3 protein-coding genes and 2 pseudogenes are annotated in these 17,947 nt (G+C 69.6%); 1 reads left to right on the forward strand and 4 read right to left on the reverse strand.

The window, feature by feature from the left end; genetic code table 11:
* Positions 1–18 precede the first annotated feature (18 nt).
* A pseudogene (locus BN973_RS31400) lies at positions 19–12,516 on the reverse strand (type I polyketide synthase).
* A gap of 196 nt (positions 12,517–12,712) precedes the next feature.
* Positions 12,713–13,063 (reverse strand): hypothetical protein, encoded by a 351-nt coding sequence (locus BN973_RS17260; protein ID WP_084163434.1) that lies wholly within the window; start codon positions 13,061–13,063, stop codon positions 12,713–12,715.
* A 170-nt stretch (positions 13,064–13,233) separates the two neighbouring features.
* Here BN973_RS17260 and BN973_RS17265 point away from each other — a divergent pair, with 170 nt between their 5' ends.
* The gene (locus tag BN973_RS17265; protein ID WP_036469641.1) at positions 13,234–13,569 is read left to right on the forward strand and encodes an RNA polymerase-binding protein RbpA; all 336 of its coding nucleotides are present in this window, start codon (positions 13,234–13,236) and stop codon (positions 13,567–13,569) included.
* Positions 13,570–13,581: 12 nt separating this feature from the next.
* Here BN973_RS17265 and lnt read toward each other — a convergent pair.
* Both lnt and BN973_RS17280 read right to left on the reverse strand, forming a co-directional pair.
* Positions 13,582–16,166 (reverse strand): annotated as a pseudogene (lnt, locus tag BN973_RS17275) (apolipoprotein N-acyltransferase).
* 169 nt (positions 16,167–16,335) lie between these two features.
* Complete coding sequence (locus BN973_RS17280; RefSeq protein ID WP_036469646.1) at positions 16,336–17,940, reverse strand: amidohydrolase; 1,605 nt, start codon at positions 17,938–17,940, stop codon at positions 16,336–16,338.
* Positions 17,941–17,947 lie beyond the last annotated feature (7 nt).

Genomic DNA, 17,947 nt, shown 5'->3' on the forward strand with positions numbered 1-17,947 from the left:
ACTGCCGACCTTCATTGGTTATTCGTCGTCATCGCTCAACGCGGCATTGAGCAGATCCTCGAGGTCCATGTCGGCGATGTCCTTCTCGGTGCTCACGCCCGTTGCCGACGCCTGCGTGGTGTCGTCTTCGGTTGCCAGAGCGAGCAACAACTCCAGCACGCCGGCCTGGCGCAATCGCTTCACCGGAATCGAGCCCACCACGCGCTGAATGTCGGCTTCCCCGGGCGCGGCGGCCGGAGCGCTTTGCTCCCCCGTTCCGACCAGCTCGGCGTGCATGTAGCCGGCCAGCGCGGCACAGTTGGGGTAATCGAAGATCAGCGTGGGTGAAAGTGCCAGACCGGTAGCGGACTTCAACCGGTTGCGCATCTCGACGGCGGTCAGCGAGTCGAAGCCGAGTTCCTGGAACGCCCGGTCCGGATCGATGGATTCGGGGCTGGAGTTGCCCAGCACCGTGGCGATGTTCGAGCGCACCAAGTCCAGTAGCACGGCGAACTGCTCGTCTTCCGGCAGGCCCTCGAGACGTTGCAGCAGAGCCGATTTAGACTTCGCCGCGGCCAGCGAATCGTCGACCTGGCGCCGGGTCGGCGCGTTGATCAGATCGACGAACATCGGCGGCAACGTTCCGCCGTCGAACTTCACCCGTAGCGCCGCCAGGTCGATGTGAGCCGGCAGCAGGAACGGCTCGTCGACGATCAGCGCGGTGTCCATCAATTCCAGTGCCTGATCCGACGGCATCGCGACGATGCCGTCCCGGCCGAACCGGGCCCGATCCGCCGCGCCCAGCGCCCCGGTCATGGCACTGGCCTGATCCCACAAACCCCAGCCGAGTGACATCGCCGGCAAGCCACCGGCACGCCGGTGCACGGCCAACCCGTCCAGGAAGGAGTTGGCCGCCGCGTAGTTGGCCTGACCCGATGCTCCGGCCAACCCAGCCATCGACGAAAACAGAACGAAGGCAGCGACATCCAGGTCGCGGGTCAACTCGTGCAGGTTCCAGGCCCCATCGACCTTCGCCCGCAACACCGCGTCCACCCGCTCCGGCGTCAGCGAGGAAATGACGGCGTCGTCGAGCATCCCGGCCGCGTGAATCACTCCCGACAGCGGTCGCTGCACCGGAATATCGGCGATCACCTTGGCCAGCGCCTCCCGGTCGGCCACGTCGCAGGCCACCACCTGCACCTGCGCCCCGGTCGCGCTGAGCTCGGTCATCAGCTCGGCGGCGCCGGGAGCATCCAGGCCACGCCGGCTCACCAACACCACGTTGCGCGCACCGTGTCGCGACACCACGTGGCGGGCCAATGCCGAGCCGGCCATCCCGGTTCCACCGGTGATCAGCACGGTCCCGGCGGACCAGCCACCGGGCATCGTCATCACGACCTTGCCGACATGGCGGGCCTGGCTCAAGTACCGCAATGCGGCCGGAGCGCGTCGCACGTCGAACCTGGTCACCGGCAGCGGCCGTAGCACGTCCTCGCCGAACAGCGCGGTCAGCTCGTCGAGCATCTGCTGAATGCGCTCGGGCCCCGCCTCGAACAGATCAAAGGCGCGGTATCGCACACCCGGGTGGTCGGCGGCCACCTCGTCGGGCTCGCGGATGTCGGTCTTGCCCATCTCCAGGAAGATGCCGCCGGGGGCCACAAGTCGCAGGGACGAGTCGACGAAGTCGCCGGACAGCGAATCGAGCACGATATCCATCCCGGCCATCCCGGTCCTGGCGGTGACGGCGCGGAACTTGTCCTCGAATTCCAGGCTGCGCGAGTCGCCGATATGGTCGTCGTCAAAGCCCATGGCCCGCAACGTGTCCCACTTGCCTCGGCTGGCCGTCGCGAAGACCTCCAGGCCCAGGTGCCGGGCCAGCTGGACGGCCGCCATTCCGACACCGCCGGCGGCCGCGTGCACCAGCACTCGCTGACCGGGCCGCACCCCGGCCAGATCCGTCAGCGCGTAGTAGGCGGTGGCGAAAACCACCGTGCTGGTCGCGGCCGCGGTGTGCGACCAACCCGCGGGCACCTTCGCCAGCAGTCGCTGGTCGGTGACGGCGGTCGTGCCGGTTCCGTCGGGGAACAGGCCCATCACTCGGTCGCCGATCGCGAAACGGCCATCGGGCGAATAGGTTTTCGACGACCACACCGGATGCCTCGATGCCCATCACCGCGGCCGGGTCGGGGTAGAGGTTGAGCGCGATCATCACGTCGCGGAAGTTGGCCGCGATGGCCGACAGCGCGACCCGCACCTGGCCGGGCCCCAGGGGCGCGCCGGCGTCGGGGATCCGCTCCAGTCGTAGGTTTTCGAAGGTGCCGCGACTGCTCATGCCCAGCCGCCACGGGCCATCACCGGGCGGCACCAACAGACTGCCGACGGCCCGACTGCCGTGGACGCGGGCGAGGTAAACCTTTGCGCCGCGCAGCAACACCTGCGGCTCGCCGGCGGCCAGGACCGCGGCCACCGCTTCGTCGTCGAGTGGTGCGTCGGTATCGACCAGCACGATCCGACCGGGATGTTCGGTCTGCGCCGAACGCACCAAGCCCCACACCGCGGCGCCCGCCAGATCGGTGATGTCCTCCCCCGGCAACGGCATCGCGCCCCGGGTGGCCACCACCAGCGTCGCGGTCCCCTCGCGGGCCAACCACGACTGCAGCACCGGCAGCACCGCGCGAGTGGCCGCGTACACCCCAGCCAGGACGTCGTCGGCGACCGGTGCCGACTCGAACAACACGGCCGAGCGCTGTCCCTCGGCGGCCTCGGATTCCGGTGCGCCCCAGGCGGATACCGACACCGGTTGCACCGAGGATGACGGCTGCACGATCCAGTCGACTTCGAAGAGCCGGTCCGGGCCCGAGTTGGACACCGCGGCCAGCAATTGCTGATCGGTCACCGGGCGAGCCACCATCGACGCCACCGAAAGCACCGGCAGCCCAAGGCCGTCCGCAAGTTCGATGGACACAGCCGAATCGCCCACCGGCACGATGCGCGCCCGCACCGCCGCCGCACCGGAGGCGTGCAGGGATACCTGCTGCCAGGAGAACGGTACCAACATCGAACCTTCGGCAAGCTCGTCGCCGTCGGAGGCCAGGATCACCGCGTGCAACGCGGCGTCGAGCAGCACCGGGTGCACCCCGAACCCGGCCACCGACACGCCGGCATCCGCGGGCAGGGTGACTTCGGCGAACACTTCGTCGCCGCGGCGCCACATCGAGGTCAACCCGCGGAACGCGGGCCCGTATCCGTATCCGCGTTCGGCCAGCCGCTCGTATCCGTCGCCGATGTCGACCGGAACCGCACCGACCGGCGGCCACGCCGACAGGTCCGCGCTTGGTTCGGCCGTGCCCGCACGCAGCACGCCCTCGGCGTGCAACGACCAACCGGAACCGGCCTCGGCGCGGGAAAACACCGACACCCCGCGGGTGCCCTCCTCGGTCGGGCCGCCGACCACCACCTGGACCGCGACCGACCCGCCGGGCGGCAACACCAGGGGCGCCGCAAGATTCAGTTCGTCGACGACGCCGCAGCCCACTTCGTCGCCGGCCCGGATCGCCAGCTCGACGAATCCGGCGCCGGGGAACAGCACGACCCCGCCGACGGCGTGGTCGTTCAACCAGGTCTGCACGCTCGGCGATAACCGGCCCGTCAGCACCACCCCACCCGAGGCCGGCAGCTCGACCACCGCACCAAGCAGCGGGTGTTCGCCGGCCGCCAGGCCCAGGCCGGCCGCGTCGGCCGGGGCGCCGTCGCCCGCGAGCCAAAACCGCCGTCGCTCAAAGGTATAGGTGGGTAGCTCGACGAAATTGGCCCGGCCGATCGCCGCGCGCCAATCCACGTCCATCCCGGTTACATACCCCTGCGCGACGGCAGCGATCAGGGTTTCCGGCTCCGGTCGGTCCTTGCGCAGCGCGGACACCGTGATGATCGGCGCATCGGGCAGCGATTCTTCGATCGATGCGATCAGGCCGCTGCCGGGCCCGACTTCGAGGAATCGGGTTGCGCCGGCCGCATGGACGAAGCGCACGCTGTCGGCGAACCGCACCGCCTCGCGCACGTGCCGCTTCCAATAGGCCGCCGTGGCGAAGTCGGCTGCGGCCAGCTCGCCGGTCACGTTCGACACGATCGGGATGGTTGGCTTGCCGACGGCGAGTCCGGCCGCGACCGTGCCGAATTCGTCGATCATCGGCTCCATCAACGGGGAGTGGAACGCGTGCGAGACGGCGAGTCGGTGCACGCGGCGGCCGTCGGCGCGAAGCCGCTCGGCGATCGCGATCACCTGGTCTTCATTGCCCGAAATCACCACCGAGCCCGGCGCATTCACCGCCGCGACGCCGACCCCGGCTTGTTCGGAGGGGACCAGCAGCGGGCTTACCTCCTCCTCGGTGGCCTGCACGGCGATCATCGCCCCGCCCGCCGGCAGCGCCTGCATGAAGCGGCCCCGGGCGGCCACCAGCACGGCGGCGTTCTCGAGCGGCAAGACACCGGCGACGTGCGCGGCGGCCAGCTCGCCGATCGAGTGACCCATCACGAAATCGGGTCGCACGCCCCAGGATTCGAGCAGCCGGAACAACGCCACTTCCACCGCGAACAACGCCGGTTGGGCGAATTCGGTGGTGTTTAACAGCTCTTCGTCGTGTCCCCACATCACGTCGCGCAGCGGGCGCAACAGGTGCCGGTCGAGTTCTGCCACCACGCCGTCGAACGCCTCGGCGAATAGCGGGTATCCGGCGTGCAAGCCCATCCCCATGCCAAGCAGTTGCGAGCCCTGGCCGGGGAAGACGAAGACGGTCTTGCCGCCCTGGGCGGTCCCCCGGGTAACCGATCCGATCTCGGCGCCGGCCAATTCGTCGAGGCCGGCCAGCAACCGGTCGCGATCTGCGCCGGCGACGACGGCCCGGTGTTCGAAGTGCGACCGTCCCGCCAGGGACCACGCCACGTCGGCGACGTCGAGTTCACCGTGAGCGCCCAGATGCGCGGCCAACCGGGATGCGTGGGACCTCAACGCCGACAGGGACTTTGCCGATACCACCCACGGCAACACCGGCACGTTCGGGTGCTCGACGACGTCGTCGACGCCGCCGGGGGCAGCCTCGATGATGACGTGGGCGTTGGTGCCGCTGATGCCGAACGACGACACGCCCGCCCGGTGCACGCGTCCCGCGTCGGGCCACGGCCGCGCCTCGGTCAGCAGCGACACCGCGCCCGCCGACCAATCCACATGCGGGCTGGGCTGATCCACGTGCAAGGTCGCCGGCAGCAGCCCGTGGCGCATCGCGAGCACCATCTTGATCACCCCGGCCACGCCGGCGGCGGCCTGGGTGTGACCCATGTTCGACTTGATCGAGCCCAGCAGCAGCGGCTCGGTGCGGTGTTGCCCGTAGGTCGCCAGCAATGCCTGGGCCTCGATGGGGTCGCCCAAAGTGGTTCCGGTGCCGTGGCCTTCCACCACGTCGACATCGGCCGTGGACAAACCGGCGCTGGCCAATGCGGCCCGCACCACGCGTTGCTGGGACGGACCGTTGGGGGCCGTCAAGCCGTTGGAGGCACCGTCCTGATTGATCGCCGAGCCGCGAACCACCGCCAGCACCGGGTGGCCCAGCCGGCGGGCATCCGACAATCGCTCGACGACGAGCATGCCGCCGCCCTCCGAGAATCCGGTGCCGTCGGCCGCGCCCGCGTACGCCTTGCACCGGCCGTCCACCGACAAGCCGCGCATCCGGCTGAACTCCACGAAGATGTCGGGTGTGGCGTTGACCGTGACGCCGCCGGCCAGGGCCAGGTCGCACTCGCCCGACCGCAGCGATTGCGCCGCCATGTGCAACGCCACCAGCGACGACGAACACGCCGTGTCGACCGACACCGCCGGGCCCTCCAGCCCCAACACATACGACACCCGGCCGGACGCCACGCTCGACGACTGACCGGTCAACCGGAAGCCCTCCGCGGTCGGTGCCGCGCCGATGCCGTACCCCTGCGTGTACACGCCGGCGAACATGCCGGTCGCACTGCCGCGCAACGCGCCGGGCTCAATCCCGGCTCGCTCCAAGGCTTCCCAGGAGAGTTCGAGGAACATCCGCTGCTGCGGATCCATCGCGAGGGCCTCGCTGGGCGTGATGCCGAAGAAGGCGGCATCGAAGTCCCCGACCCCGTCCACAAAGCCGCCGGTGCGGGTGTAGCAGGTGCCCGGAACATCGGGGTCCGGGTTGTACACGCCGGACAGATCCCAGCCGCGGTCGCTCGGGAATTCGGTGACCACGTCGCGGCCCTCGATCAGCATCTGCCACAGATCCTCGGGAGTGCTCACCCCGCCCGGGTAGCGGCACGACATGCCTATGATCACGATCGGGTCGTCACCGGTGACCTGCGCGACTCCGGTGGGCGCGATTTCTTGCGGGACCCCGCCGAGCTCCTTACGGATGTAGCCGGCCAGCCCGTTGGGCGTCGGGTAGTCGAAAATCAGGGTGGGCGAAAGCGCAAGTCCGGTCGCGGTTTTCAGCCGGTTGCGCATTTCGACCGCGGTCAGCGAGTCGAAGCCCAGATCCTGGAACGCCTTGTCCGGGTCGATCGCCTCGACGGTGGTGTTACCCAACACGGTCGCGATGTGCGAACGGACCAGATCCAGCAGCACGGCGTGCTGCTCGGGTTCGGAAAGTCCGTGCAGACGATGCGCCAGAGCGGATTTCGACTTCGCGGCGGCCAGCGAGTCGTCCACCCGACGCCGGGCCGGCGCGTTGAGCAGGTCGGTGAACATCGGCGGCACCGCGGCGGTGTGCGCGCGCAGCGCTGCCAGGTCGATGCGGGCGGGCGCGACGAACGGCTCGTCGACGATCAAAGCGGTGTCGAACAATTCCATCGCTTCGTCGCACGACAACGCCAGGATTCCGTCGCGGCTCAACCGGGCGAGGTCGGCGGCGTCGAGTCCGCCGGTCATGGCACTGGCTTGGTCCCACAGCCCCCACCCCAGCGAGATCGCCGGCAATCCGTGTGCCCGCCGATGCGCGGCCAACCCGTCGAGGAACGTGTTGCCCGCCGCGTAGTTGGCTTGACCCGACGAACCCACCAGGCCGGCCATCGACGAAAACATCACGAACGCAGACACATCCAAGTCGCGGGTGAGCTCGTGCAGGTTCCAGGCCGCGTCCACCTTGGCCCGCAACACCGCATCCACCCGCTCGGGTGTCAGTGAGGTGACCACGGCGTCGTCGAGCACACCGGCGGCGTGAATGACCCCGGAGAGCTGCGGGATATCGGCGATCACCGCGGCCAGGGCGGCCCGGTCGGCCGCATCGCAGGCCGCCACCTTCACCCGTGCTCCGGCCGCCTCCAATTCGGCTACCAGCTCGGCCGATCCGGGCGTGTCCGACCCGCGCCGACTCAACAGGACCAGGTTCTGCACGCCGTGGTGCGCCACCAGGTGGCGGGCCAGCGTCGAACCCGCCATGCCGGTGCCGCCGGTGATCAACACGGTCCCGGCCGCCCACGCCTCGGGCAGCGTGAGGACCACTTTGCCGATGTGGCGGGCCTGACTCAGGTAACGCAACGCGGAACGGGCCCGTCGCACATCGAAAGTCGTCACCGGCAACGGGCGCAGCACACCGGAGTCGAACAGCTCGGCGAGCTCCAGCATCCACTGGTGCATCCGGGGACGGCCCGGCTCGAACAGGTCGAAGGCTCGGTAGCGGACACCCGGGTACTCCCGTGCCACCACACCGGGGTCGCGGATGTCGGTCTTGCCCATCTCCAAGAACACACCGCCCGGGGCGACCAGACGCAGCGACGCATCGACGAATTCACCGGCCAGCGAGTCCAGCACCACGTCCATGCCCCGCCCGCCGGTGACGGCCCGGAACTTCTCCTCGAATTCGCACGTGCGCGAGTCGCCGATGTGGTCGTCGTCAAAGCCCATGGCCCGCAACGTGTTCCACTTGCCGCGGCTGGCCGTTGCGAATATCTCCAGACCCAGGTGCCGGCCCAGCTGCACGGCGGCCATGCCCACCCCGCCCGCGGCAGCGTGCACCAACACCCGCTGGCCGGGCTTGACGTCGGCCAGATGGATGAACGCCATGTATGCGGTGGTGAAAACCGCCGAGATGGCGGCGGCTTCGGCGTACGACCACTCGGCAGGCTTCGGCAGCAGCAGACGGATGTCGCCGGGGACCAGTGTGCCGCTGCCGTCGGGAAAGAATCCGTAAACCGAATCGCCGACCGCGAATTCGGTGACACCCGGCCCGACCTCGACCACCACGCCGGCGCCCTCGCCGCCGAGCAGGGCGTCGTGGGTGAACATGCCCAGGGTGATCATCACGTCGCGGAAATTGGTGGCGATGGCGCGCAGGGCCACGCGAACCTGGCCCGGCTCCAGCGGGGCTCCGGCGTTGGGAACCGGCTCCAGGCACAGGTTTTCGAAGGTGCCCGCATTGCTGATGCCCAGCCGCCAGGGGCCCTCGGCGGGCGGCACCAAGATCCCGTCGACCGCGCGGCTGCCGTTGACCCGCGCGATGTAGGTCGTCCCGCCTCGCAGCAGTACCTGAGGTTCACCGGCCGCCACGACGGCGGCCGTCGTCGCAACGTCAAGGCGGGCGTCGGAATCCACCAGTACGATCCGGCCCGGGTGCTCGGTTTGCGCCGAGCGCACCAGCCCCCACACCGCGGCGCCCGCCAGATCGGTGACGTCCTCCCCCGGCAACCCCATGGCGCCGCGAGTGTTCACGACCAGAACTCCCGAGTCGTGCTCGGTCAACCACGACTGCACGGCGGCCAGCGCCTGGTGCGTGCGCCGGTAGGTGGCCTCGACCTGATCATCTTGTGTGGCAACGGATTCAAACAGCTCGTAAGACGAAGCCTCAGCGGCGGTGACCGCCGGAGCCGGCGACCACACCACCTCGAACAGCCGGTCCGGGCCCGAGCTAGAGATCGCCGCGCGCAGTTGCTGCTCGTTGACCGGGCGGGCCACCATGATTCCCACCGACAGCACCGGCAGCCCCAGCCCGTCGGCAAGCTCGATCGAGACTCCCCTCGAGTCCGACGACGTGCCCGACGGCGCGATCCGCGCGCGGACCGCCGACGCGCCCGCGGCATGCAATGAAATGCGCTGCCATGCGAAGGGCAACACCACATCGCCGGCCTGGTCGTCGGACTGATGGGCGATCACCATGGCATGCATTGCCGCGTCGAGCAATGCCGGGTGCACCCCGAACCCGCTGACGCCCCCGGCCGCGTCCGGCAGCCGCACCTCGGCGAACACCTCCTCGCCGCGGACCCAGGCGGCGGTCAATCCCTGGAACGCCGGGCCGTAGCCGTACCCGCGGGCCGCCAGCTTCTCGTAGCCGTCGGCCGCGTTCACCGCGACCGCACCCGGCGGCGGCCACGTCGACAGGTCGGCGCCCGGCTCGACCGGCGCGGAACTCAACGCCCCCTCGGCGTGGCACACCCATGCGGAGTCGGCGTCGAGGCGCGAGAAGATCTCGACACTGCGCTGCCCCGACTCTTCGACGGCTCCGACCACGACTTGCACTGCCACCGAACCGAATCCGGCATCGCCGACGGGCAGCAGCAGCGGCGCTTGCAGCGTCAGCTCGTCGACCGTCGAGTATCCGACTTCGTCTCCGGCGCGGATGGCCAGCTCCACGAACCCCGCGCCCGGGAACACCACCTTGCCGGACACGGCGTGATCGGCCAGCCATCCCTGCAAGCCGGGCGACAAGCGGCCCGTCAGCACCACCCCGCCCGAAGCCGGCAGCTCGACGACCGCGCTGAGCAACGCATGCTCGCTGGTTCCCAGCCCCAGCCCCGCAACGTCGACGCCGATGCCTTCGCCGGACAGCCAAAACCTGCGTCGGTCAAAGGCATACGTGGGCAGCTCGACGAAGCCGGCTCCGTCCAACACCCCGCGCCAGTTCACGTTCACGCCCGCCGTGAATGCGGCCGCGGCCGACGTCAGGAACCGCTCGAGCCCGCCGTCGTCACGGCCCAGGGTGGGAATGACGATCGGCTCGGTGTCACCGGCGGCGCCCGAGTCGTTGCAGGTGTCTTCGATGCCGGCGATCAACGCGGGATGCGGGCTGGATTCGATGAACGTCCGATATCCGTGCTCGCACGCAGTGCGCACCGCCTGGTCGAAATTGCACGGTCTGCCGGATGTTGCGGTACCAGTAGGCGGCGTCCAAACCTGCTGTGTCCAAAACGGCTTCCGGATACCGTGGAAAAGAAGGCGACCCGCGAGGTGCGCGGCTCGATGCCCGCCAGCGCCGCGGTCAGCTCGTCGCGAATCGCCTCGACCTCAACCGAATGCGATGCGTAGTCCACATCGATGCGCCGGGTACGCAGATCCAGGTCGGCGCAGAACCCGATGAGTTCCTCCAGCGCGGCGACCTCACCCGACACCACGACCGCGGCCGGGCCATTGACGGCGGCGATGCTGATCCGAGCGCCGTAGGGCGCCAGCAATTCCCGTGCCCGCTCGGTGCCGCAGGCGATGGAGACCATGCCGCCGGGGTGGTCCAGCGAGCGAAGCAGCTTGCTGCGTAACGTCACCACGCGCGCGGCATCCCGCAACGACAGCGCACCCGCGACATACGCCGCGGCGATTTCGCCTTGCGAGTGACCGATCACGGCGTCGGGGTTGACGCCGACCGATTTCCACAGTTCGGCCAGTGACACCATTACCGCGAAGAGCACCGGCTGCACCACGTCGACGCGCTCCATGCCCGGAGCGCCGGGCGCACCACGCAGGACGTCGATCAGCGACCAGTCGACGAATTCGGCGAACGCTTCCGCGCATGCCTCGATGTGCCGGGCGAATACCGGTGCGGTATCCAGCAATTCGATGCCCATGCCGACCCATTGGGACCCTTGGCCGGGGAATACGAAGACGTGCTTGCCCGCGGGCTGCGCGGTGCCCCGAATGACCGAGCCGCCCGGATCGTCGGCCGCCAGCTCGCCGAGCCCGGCCAGCAGCCGGTCGCGGTCACCACCGATGACGACGGCCCGGTGCTCGAAGGTCGCCCGGCCCGCCAGCGACCACGCCACGTCGGCAATGTCGAGCTCGTCGTCGGCGGCTACGTGTGCGGCCAGGCGGGTGGCCTGAGAAGTCAACGCCGGCAATGACTTTGCCGACAGCACCCACGGCACCACGGCGGGTGTCGGGGCGGGCTCGCGCGGTTCTTGCGACGGGGGTGATTCGACGATCACGTGCGCGTTGGTACCGCTGATCCCGAACGACGAAATACCCGCGCGGCGCGCGTGATCCGTCGCCGGCCAGGGCCGCGCCTCACTCAGCAACGACACCGCGCCCGCCGACCAATCCACGTGCGGGCTGGGCTGATCCACGTGCAACGTCGCCGGCATCGTTTCGTGGTGCATCGCCTGCACCATCTTGATCACCCCGGCCACCCCGGCAGCGGCCTGGGTGTGGCCCATGTTCGACTTGATCGACCCCAACCACAGCGGCTCGCCGCGATCCTGGCCGTACGTCGCCAACAACGCTTGCGCCTCAATGGGATCGCCCAAAGTGGTGCCGGTGCCGTGGCCTTCGACGACATCGACGTCAGCGGCCGACAAGCCGGCATTGGCCAACGCCGCGCGCACCACCCGCTGCTGCGACGGACCATTGGGCGCAGTCAACCCGTTGGAGGCACCATCCTGATTGACCGCCGAGCCCCGCACCAGCGCCAGCACCGGATGACCCAGCCGTCGCGCGTCGGACAGCCGCTCCACGACCAACATGGCGCCGCCCTCGGACCAGCCGACCCCGTCGGCCGCCCCGGCGTAGGCCTTGCACCGGCCATCGGGCGCGAGGCCCCGGTGCCGGCTGAACTCGATGAAAACGGTGGGCGTGGCGTTGACGGTGGCGCCACCGGCCAGGGCCAGGTCGCACTCGCCCGACCGCAGCGAGTGGACCGCCATGTGCAACGCCACCAACGACGACGAACACGCGGTGTCCACCGACACCGCCGGGCCCTCCAGCCCCAGCACGTACGACACCCGTCCGGAGGCGACGCTGGAGGTCATGCCCGTCAGCCGGTAGCCCTCGATCTCCTCGGCGAGCATGCCGTAGCCCTGGACAATGAGGCCGGCGAACACGCCGGTGGCGCTGCCGCGCAACCCGCTGGGGTCGATCCCGGCCCGCTCCAATGCCTCCCACGACAGCTCCAGCAGCATCCGATGCTGGGGGTCCATCGCGAGCGCCTCGGTGGGCGCGATGCCGAAGAACGCGGGGTCGAAGTCCGCGACGTCGTCGACGAAGCCGCCGGTGCGGGCGTAGGTCTTGTGGCGCGCGTCCGGATCCGGGTCATACAGCCCAGCCAGATCCCAGCCGCGGTCGGTCGGAAACTCCGAGATCACGTCGCGGCCGTCGGCCACCATCTGCCACAGGCCCTCGGGGGTATCGACCCCGCCGGGGAAACGACACGACATACCGACGATCGCGATCGGCTCGCTCGAGCGCTCCAGCAGCGCACGGTTGGTGCGCTTCAGGCGTTCAACCTGGACCAGCGCTTTGCGCAGCGCCTCGGTCGCATGCTGGAGTTGATCCACCTCAGTACCCCTTGCCTAACACTGGTCTTCTTCAACCACCGGATGCCGAGTCACGGCAGTTGCTGCACGAGCAGACGTCGTCGTGCGGCTCCGACCCAAGATGTTGCTGGTGAGTATGTCCAACTCCGACAAGATTTCAAAACGTCCTATGCTGGCGCGACTGTACCCGCCTAACCAGCGGTCCTGGTCAGCGTGTTCAGACGACGGCCCTGCGCCAGCCATCGGCGGCCCGGGCCGCGCGCAGCAGGACCTCGCAGAGTTGGCGCAGTTCGGCGGCCTCGGCGCCTTCGTCCAGCGCCGTGGCCACATCCTCCGCCGCGCATCGGACCTGGTAGACGCGGTCCGAAAGGTCGGACGCGTCGTCGGCCGTCAGCACCACCGCATCGGCCGGCAGGGCCGTTACCTCGCCCCGGTTGATCGACGCCCGCTGCTCGTAGGCCCGTTGCCGGCACGACTGCCGACAGTATTGGCGGCGCCGACCCATTCCGACTGCGGTCACATCGCGACCGCACCAGCGGCATGGTTGTGGGTGGGAACGGCGGCTCACGCCTGCCGACTTTAGTCGGCCCCGCGCCGCGATCCCGGTATCATTGACGGTCGAGTCGCGAACGCCGCGTGTCGGCTCGGGAACTACGCAGAACGTCCTAACGTTTGCTATGCGAATACAATCGCGTCACCGGAGCTTAGAGCTCAGAGCAATTAAAAGGAGTAACAGCCATGGCTGATCGTGTACTGAGGGGCAGCCGCCTCGGAGCCGTGAGCTATGAGACCGACCGCAACCATGACCTCGCTCCGCGTCAGCTCGCGAAGTACCGCACCGAGAACGGCGAGGAATTCGAGGTTCCGTTCGCCGACGACGCCGACATCCCCGGCACCTGGCTGTGCCGCAACGGTATGGAAGGCACCTTGATCGAGGGTGACCTGCCCGAGCCGAAGAAGGTCAAGCCGCCGCGCACGCACTGGGACATGCTGTTGGAGCGCCGTACCGTCGAAGAACTCGAAGAGCTGCTCAAGGAGCGCCTCGAGCTGATCCGGTCCAAGCGGCGCGGCTGACCGCCCCTCCGATTAGGCGCGGTTGGCAGCCCGAGCTGCCCGGGCGCCCCTCCGGCGGCTCTCGATGCCCCATTTCGCGACCTTCACCAGCGCCTCGCGAATGTTGGACCCGCTCATCTTGGAGACGCCGAGTTCGCGCTCGGTGAAGGTGATCGGCACCTCGACCACGATGAACCCGTTGTCGAGGCTGCGCCGGGTCAGGTCGATCTGGAAGCAGTAGCCCTTGGAGTCCACGCCGTCGAGATCGATCGCTTCGAGCACCTCGCGGCGATAGGCGCGGTAGCCGGCGGTGATGTCATGGATGTCGATGTCGAGCGCCAGCCGCGCGTAGGTGTTGGCGGTCCAGGACAGCGCCCAGCGCCGCTTCGGCCAGTTTCGTACCGCGCCGCCCTCGACATAGCGCGAACCGATGGCCAGGTCGGCGCCGGAGTCGACCGCGTCCAGCAGCCGGCGCAGCTGCTCGGGCGCGTGACTGCCGTCGGCGTCCATCTCGACGAGGACCGCGTAATCCCGGCTCAAGCCCCAGCCGAAACCGGCGAGGTAGGCGGCGCCCAGGCCGTCCTTGGCCGTGCGGTGCATGACGTGGGTGCGACCGCCGTCGGCCGAGGCCAGTTCGTCGGCGAGTTCGCCGGTGCCGTCGGGGCTGCCGTCGTCGACGATCAGCACGTGCACGTCGGGGCAGGCGTCCGTCAGCCGCCGGTGGATCAGCGGCAGGTTCTCCCGCTCGTTGAAGGTCGGGATGATAACCAGGACACGCTGGCTGGGACGATTGCCCGGGGCCCGGGTCGCCTGCTCGCCGGTGGTCATTTATCTCCTCTGTGTCGCCCGAGATAACGCGGTTGTGGGCCGCCCTTTTGGTGGAGCGGAGTGTAGTCGCCGGCTGTGTCCGGCGGAGCGTCGTGCGCGGTCGTCGGGGCTTCCTCGTCGGGCCGGGGTTCGTCCGGGGCCGCTCCGCCGTCCGCCGATTCGGCCGAAGGCCTGGGCCGCCGCCGAATCGAACGCGGGAAGCCCCCATTGTGCCGTATTCCGGCCAGAATGACCGCTCCGGCCGCCGCAACCAAGACCCATTGCACAATCGGTGCCCATCGGGTTGCCGGCGTCAGCCTGGTCTTGAGGCGCGCCTGGATGTCCAGGTAGGCGGGCCGGAAGAAATCGGTGCGGACCAGCTCGGCGCCGTCGGGGGCGATCACCGCACTGATCCCGGTGGTGCCGGCGACCACGACGTACCGGTCGTGCTCGACGGCCCGAACCTTGGCGAACGCCAGCTGTTGCTCACTCATGCGCTTGTTGAAGGTCGCGTTGTTGGCGGGCACCGCCAGCAGCTGGGCGCCGTTGAGCACGGCCTTGCGCGGCACCCGGTCGAAGATCACCTCCCAGCAGGTGGCCACGCCGACGGGCACGCCGGCGATCTGCACCACATCGGTGCTTTTGCCGGGTACGAAATTGCCGGCCAGACCGGCATAGCCCGACAGGTGCTCGAACAGCCACCGCATCGGCAGGTACTCCCCGAACGGCTGGACGATCTCCTTGTCGTGGCGGTCGGCCGGTCCGGTGACCGGATTCCAGACGATGGCGGTGTTGGTGTACTGCACGGGTCCTTGTTCGGTACCCGGCACCGCGAGCACCGAACCGATCAGGATCGGGGCGTTGATCGCATGGGCTGCCTCCGCGATCCGTTGGGCGGCATCGGCGTTGACGAAGGGATCGATGTCCGAGGAGTCCTCGGGCCAGATAACGAACTGCGGTTGCGGGGCGGCCCCCGCCCGGACGTCCTCGGCCAGTCGCAGGGTTTCGTCGACATGGTTGTCCAGCACCGCTCGCCGTTGCTCGTTGAAGCCGAGGCCGAGCCGCGGCACGTTTCCCTGCACGGCCGCGACGGTGACCGTCGGTTCGCCGCCCGATCCGGCGCCGGAATGGCGCACCTGCGGCCACACCATGACCGCGGCGAACAACACCAGGCAGAAGCAGACACCGGGTAGCACCACCGCGGGCGGCGGCGCGCCCTCCGCGTCTTCCTCGCCGGCGTCACTGCGGGTTCGGCCGCCGGTTCGCCACCAGTTGACGATTTCCAGCGCGATCGCGGTGATGCAGAAGCCGAGCAGCACGACCCCGAAGGAGAGCAGCGACACCCCGCCGAGCTGGACCAACGGCAGCAGCGGCCCATCGGCCTGCCCGTAGGCCACCGCGCCCCAGGGAAAGCCGCCGAACGGCACGATCGACTTCAGCCACTCCTGGGCTGCCCACAGCACTGCGAACCAGAGCGGCCAGCCGGGCAGTCGCCGCACCACGATTGCGAACAAGCCGAAGATGCCGGGGAACAGCGCGCACATCGTTGCCAACGCCAGCCACGGGACGGCGCCCACCAGCAGGCTGATCCACGGCAGCAGCGGCGCATAAAACGCGAGCCCGAACAGGAATCCGTAGCCGAGTCCGCCCGCCAGTGTGGTGGCGGGATGTTTGAGCACCCAGGCCAGCAGCGCGGCGGCGACGACCGCGGCCCACCACCAGTTCACCGACGGGAAGCTGGCGCAAAGCAGCGCGCCGCCCCCCAGGGTGGCCGCGAGCCGCGGCAGCCGGGGCCGCAGCGCGGCGCCCATGCCGGGCAGTCGCGCCGCCGCCCCCTTGCCCAACCGTGCGATCCCGCGGCCCGGTGCGGCGGCCAGCCGTGCGGCCAGGCCCGGACGGCTGGGTTGCGGCTCGGCGTCGTCGTCGAGGTCGTCGTCGAGGTCGGCGTCGTCCAGGTCGGCGGCGTCGTCGCGGCGCTCGTCAGCCATGGATGACAGCACCCCGGTGCACGGTTCGCCGGCACCGCGGCAAGTCGTCGGTCGGGTCCAACCGGGGCAACGCGGGAACCCGCGACCGCGGATCGGTGGACCATCGCTGGACGCTGTCGTCCGGGGCGTGGACGTCGAGGTCGCCGGTGTCCCACACCGCGTACGACGCCGGAGCTCCAGGCACCAAGGTCCCCATGTTGTCGTCCCGGACACCGCAGGCGCGCCAGCCGCCGCGGGTGGCGCCCGCGAACGCGGCCCGGGCCGACACGCCACTGCCCGCGGTGCGGTGCTGGACCGCCGCGCGCACGCTTGCCCACGGGTCGAGCCCCGTCACCGGGGCATCAGAACCTAGCGCTAGGGGCACGCCTTGCGATGCTAACAGCGCAAGCGGATTGAGCCGGCCGGCTCGTTCGGCACCGAGACGGTCGGCGTACATGCCGTCGCGACCACCCCAAAGCGCATCGAAATTGGGCTGCACGCTGGCGATGACACCCCAGGCGCCCAGCTTGGCGGCTTGGTCGGCGGTCACCATCTCGAGGTGCTCCAGCCGGTGCCCGCACCGGGCGACGGCGACGGCCCCGAGGTCGGCGACGACTCGTTCCAACGCGTCGACCGCGGCCGAGACCGCGGCATCGCCGATGACGTGGAAACCGGCCGTCACCTGCGCCTCGGTGCATGCCCGTAGATGGGCTTCGATGACGTCGGCATCGAGGTAGCAGGTGCCGACGCGGTCCGCGGCGTCGGCGTAGGGCTCGTGCAGCCAGGCGGTGTGCGACCCCAGGGCCCCGTCGACGAACAGGTCACCGGCCAGCCCGCGGGCACCGGTCTGCTCCATCAGCGCGTGGGCCTGCGCGGCGGTGCTGACCGCTTCACCCCAATAGCCGATCACTTCGACGCCGTGGTCGAGGGCGCGCAGCTGCAGCCAGTCGTCGAGGCCACCGATCTCGGGTCCCGCGCATTCGTGTACGGCGACGATGCCGGCGGCGGCCGCGGCTCCCAGCGCGGCGGTCCTGGCCTGCTCCAGCTGCGTAGCGGTCAGCAAGCTGCGGGCGACGGCCCGGACCAGGTGGTGGGCGTCGCCGGCCAGCGGCCGGTCGGCAGCGAACCCGCGGGCCGCCGCGAGCTCCGGGACCAGCCGGCGCAGGCCCGTCGAAGCCAGCGCCGAGTGGACGTCGACGCGCGCCAGGTAGGCCGGCCGGTCACCGAGCACCGCGTCGAGATCGGCGGTGGACGGCGGGCTGTTCTCGGGCCACGACGACTCGTCCCAGCCATGTCCCCAGATCGCCTCGCCGGGGTGGGCGGCGGCATAGTCGGCAACCATCCGCAGGCACTGCCCGAGCGAGGTCGCCCCCCGCAGGTCCAGGCCGCTGAGCGTGAGCCCGGTCGCCGTCAGATGAATGTGGCTGTCCACAAATCCCGGCGCGACGAAGCCGCCCTCGAGATCCACCACGTCGGCGTCGGGAAATTGCCGGCGACCGACGTCATCGCTGCCCAGCCACGCAATCACCTCGCCGCGCACCGCCATCGCCGTCGCGTCGGGATGTGTGGGGCTGTGCACCCGCCCATTCAGCAGCAGCGTGGTCGGAATCGGGGTCACACCCCAA

The sequence above is a fragment of the Mycobacterium triplex genome (assembly GCF_000689255.1).
Classification (GTDB): domain Bacteria; phylum Actinomycetota; class Actinomycetes; order Mycobacteriales; family Mycobacteriaceae; genus Mycobacterium; species Mycobacterium triplex.

Bases quoted from the DNA above. Each gene is read 5' to 3' on its own strand.
- BN973_RS17265 (WP_036469641.1), top strand. From the start codon at position 13,234: ATGGCTGATCGTGTACTGAGGGGCAGCCGCCTCGGAGCCGTGAGCTAT.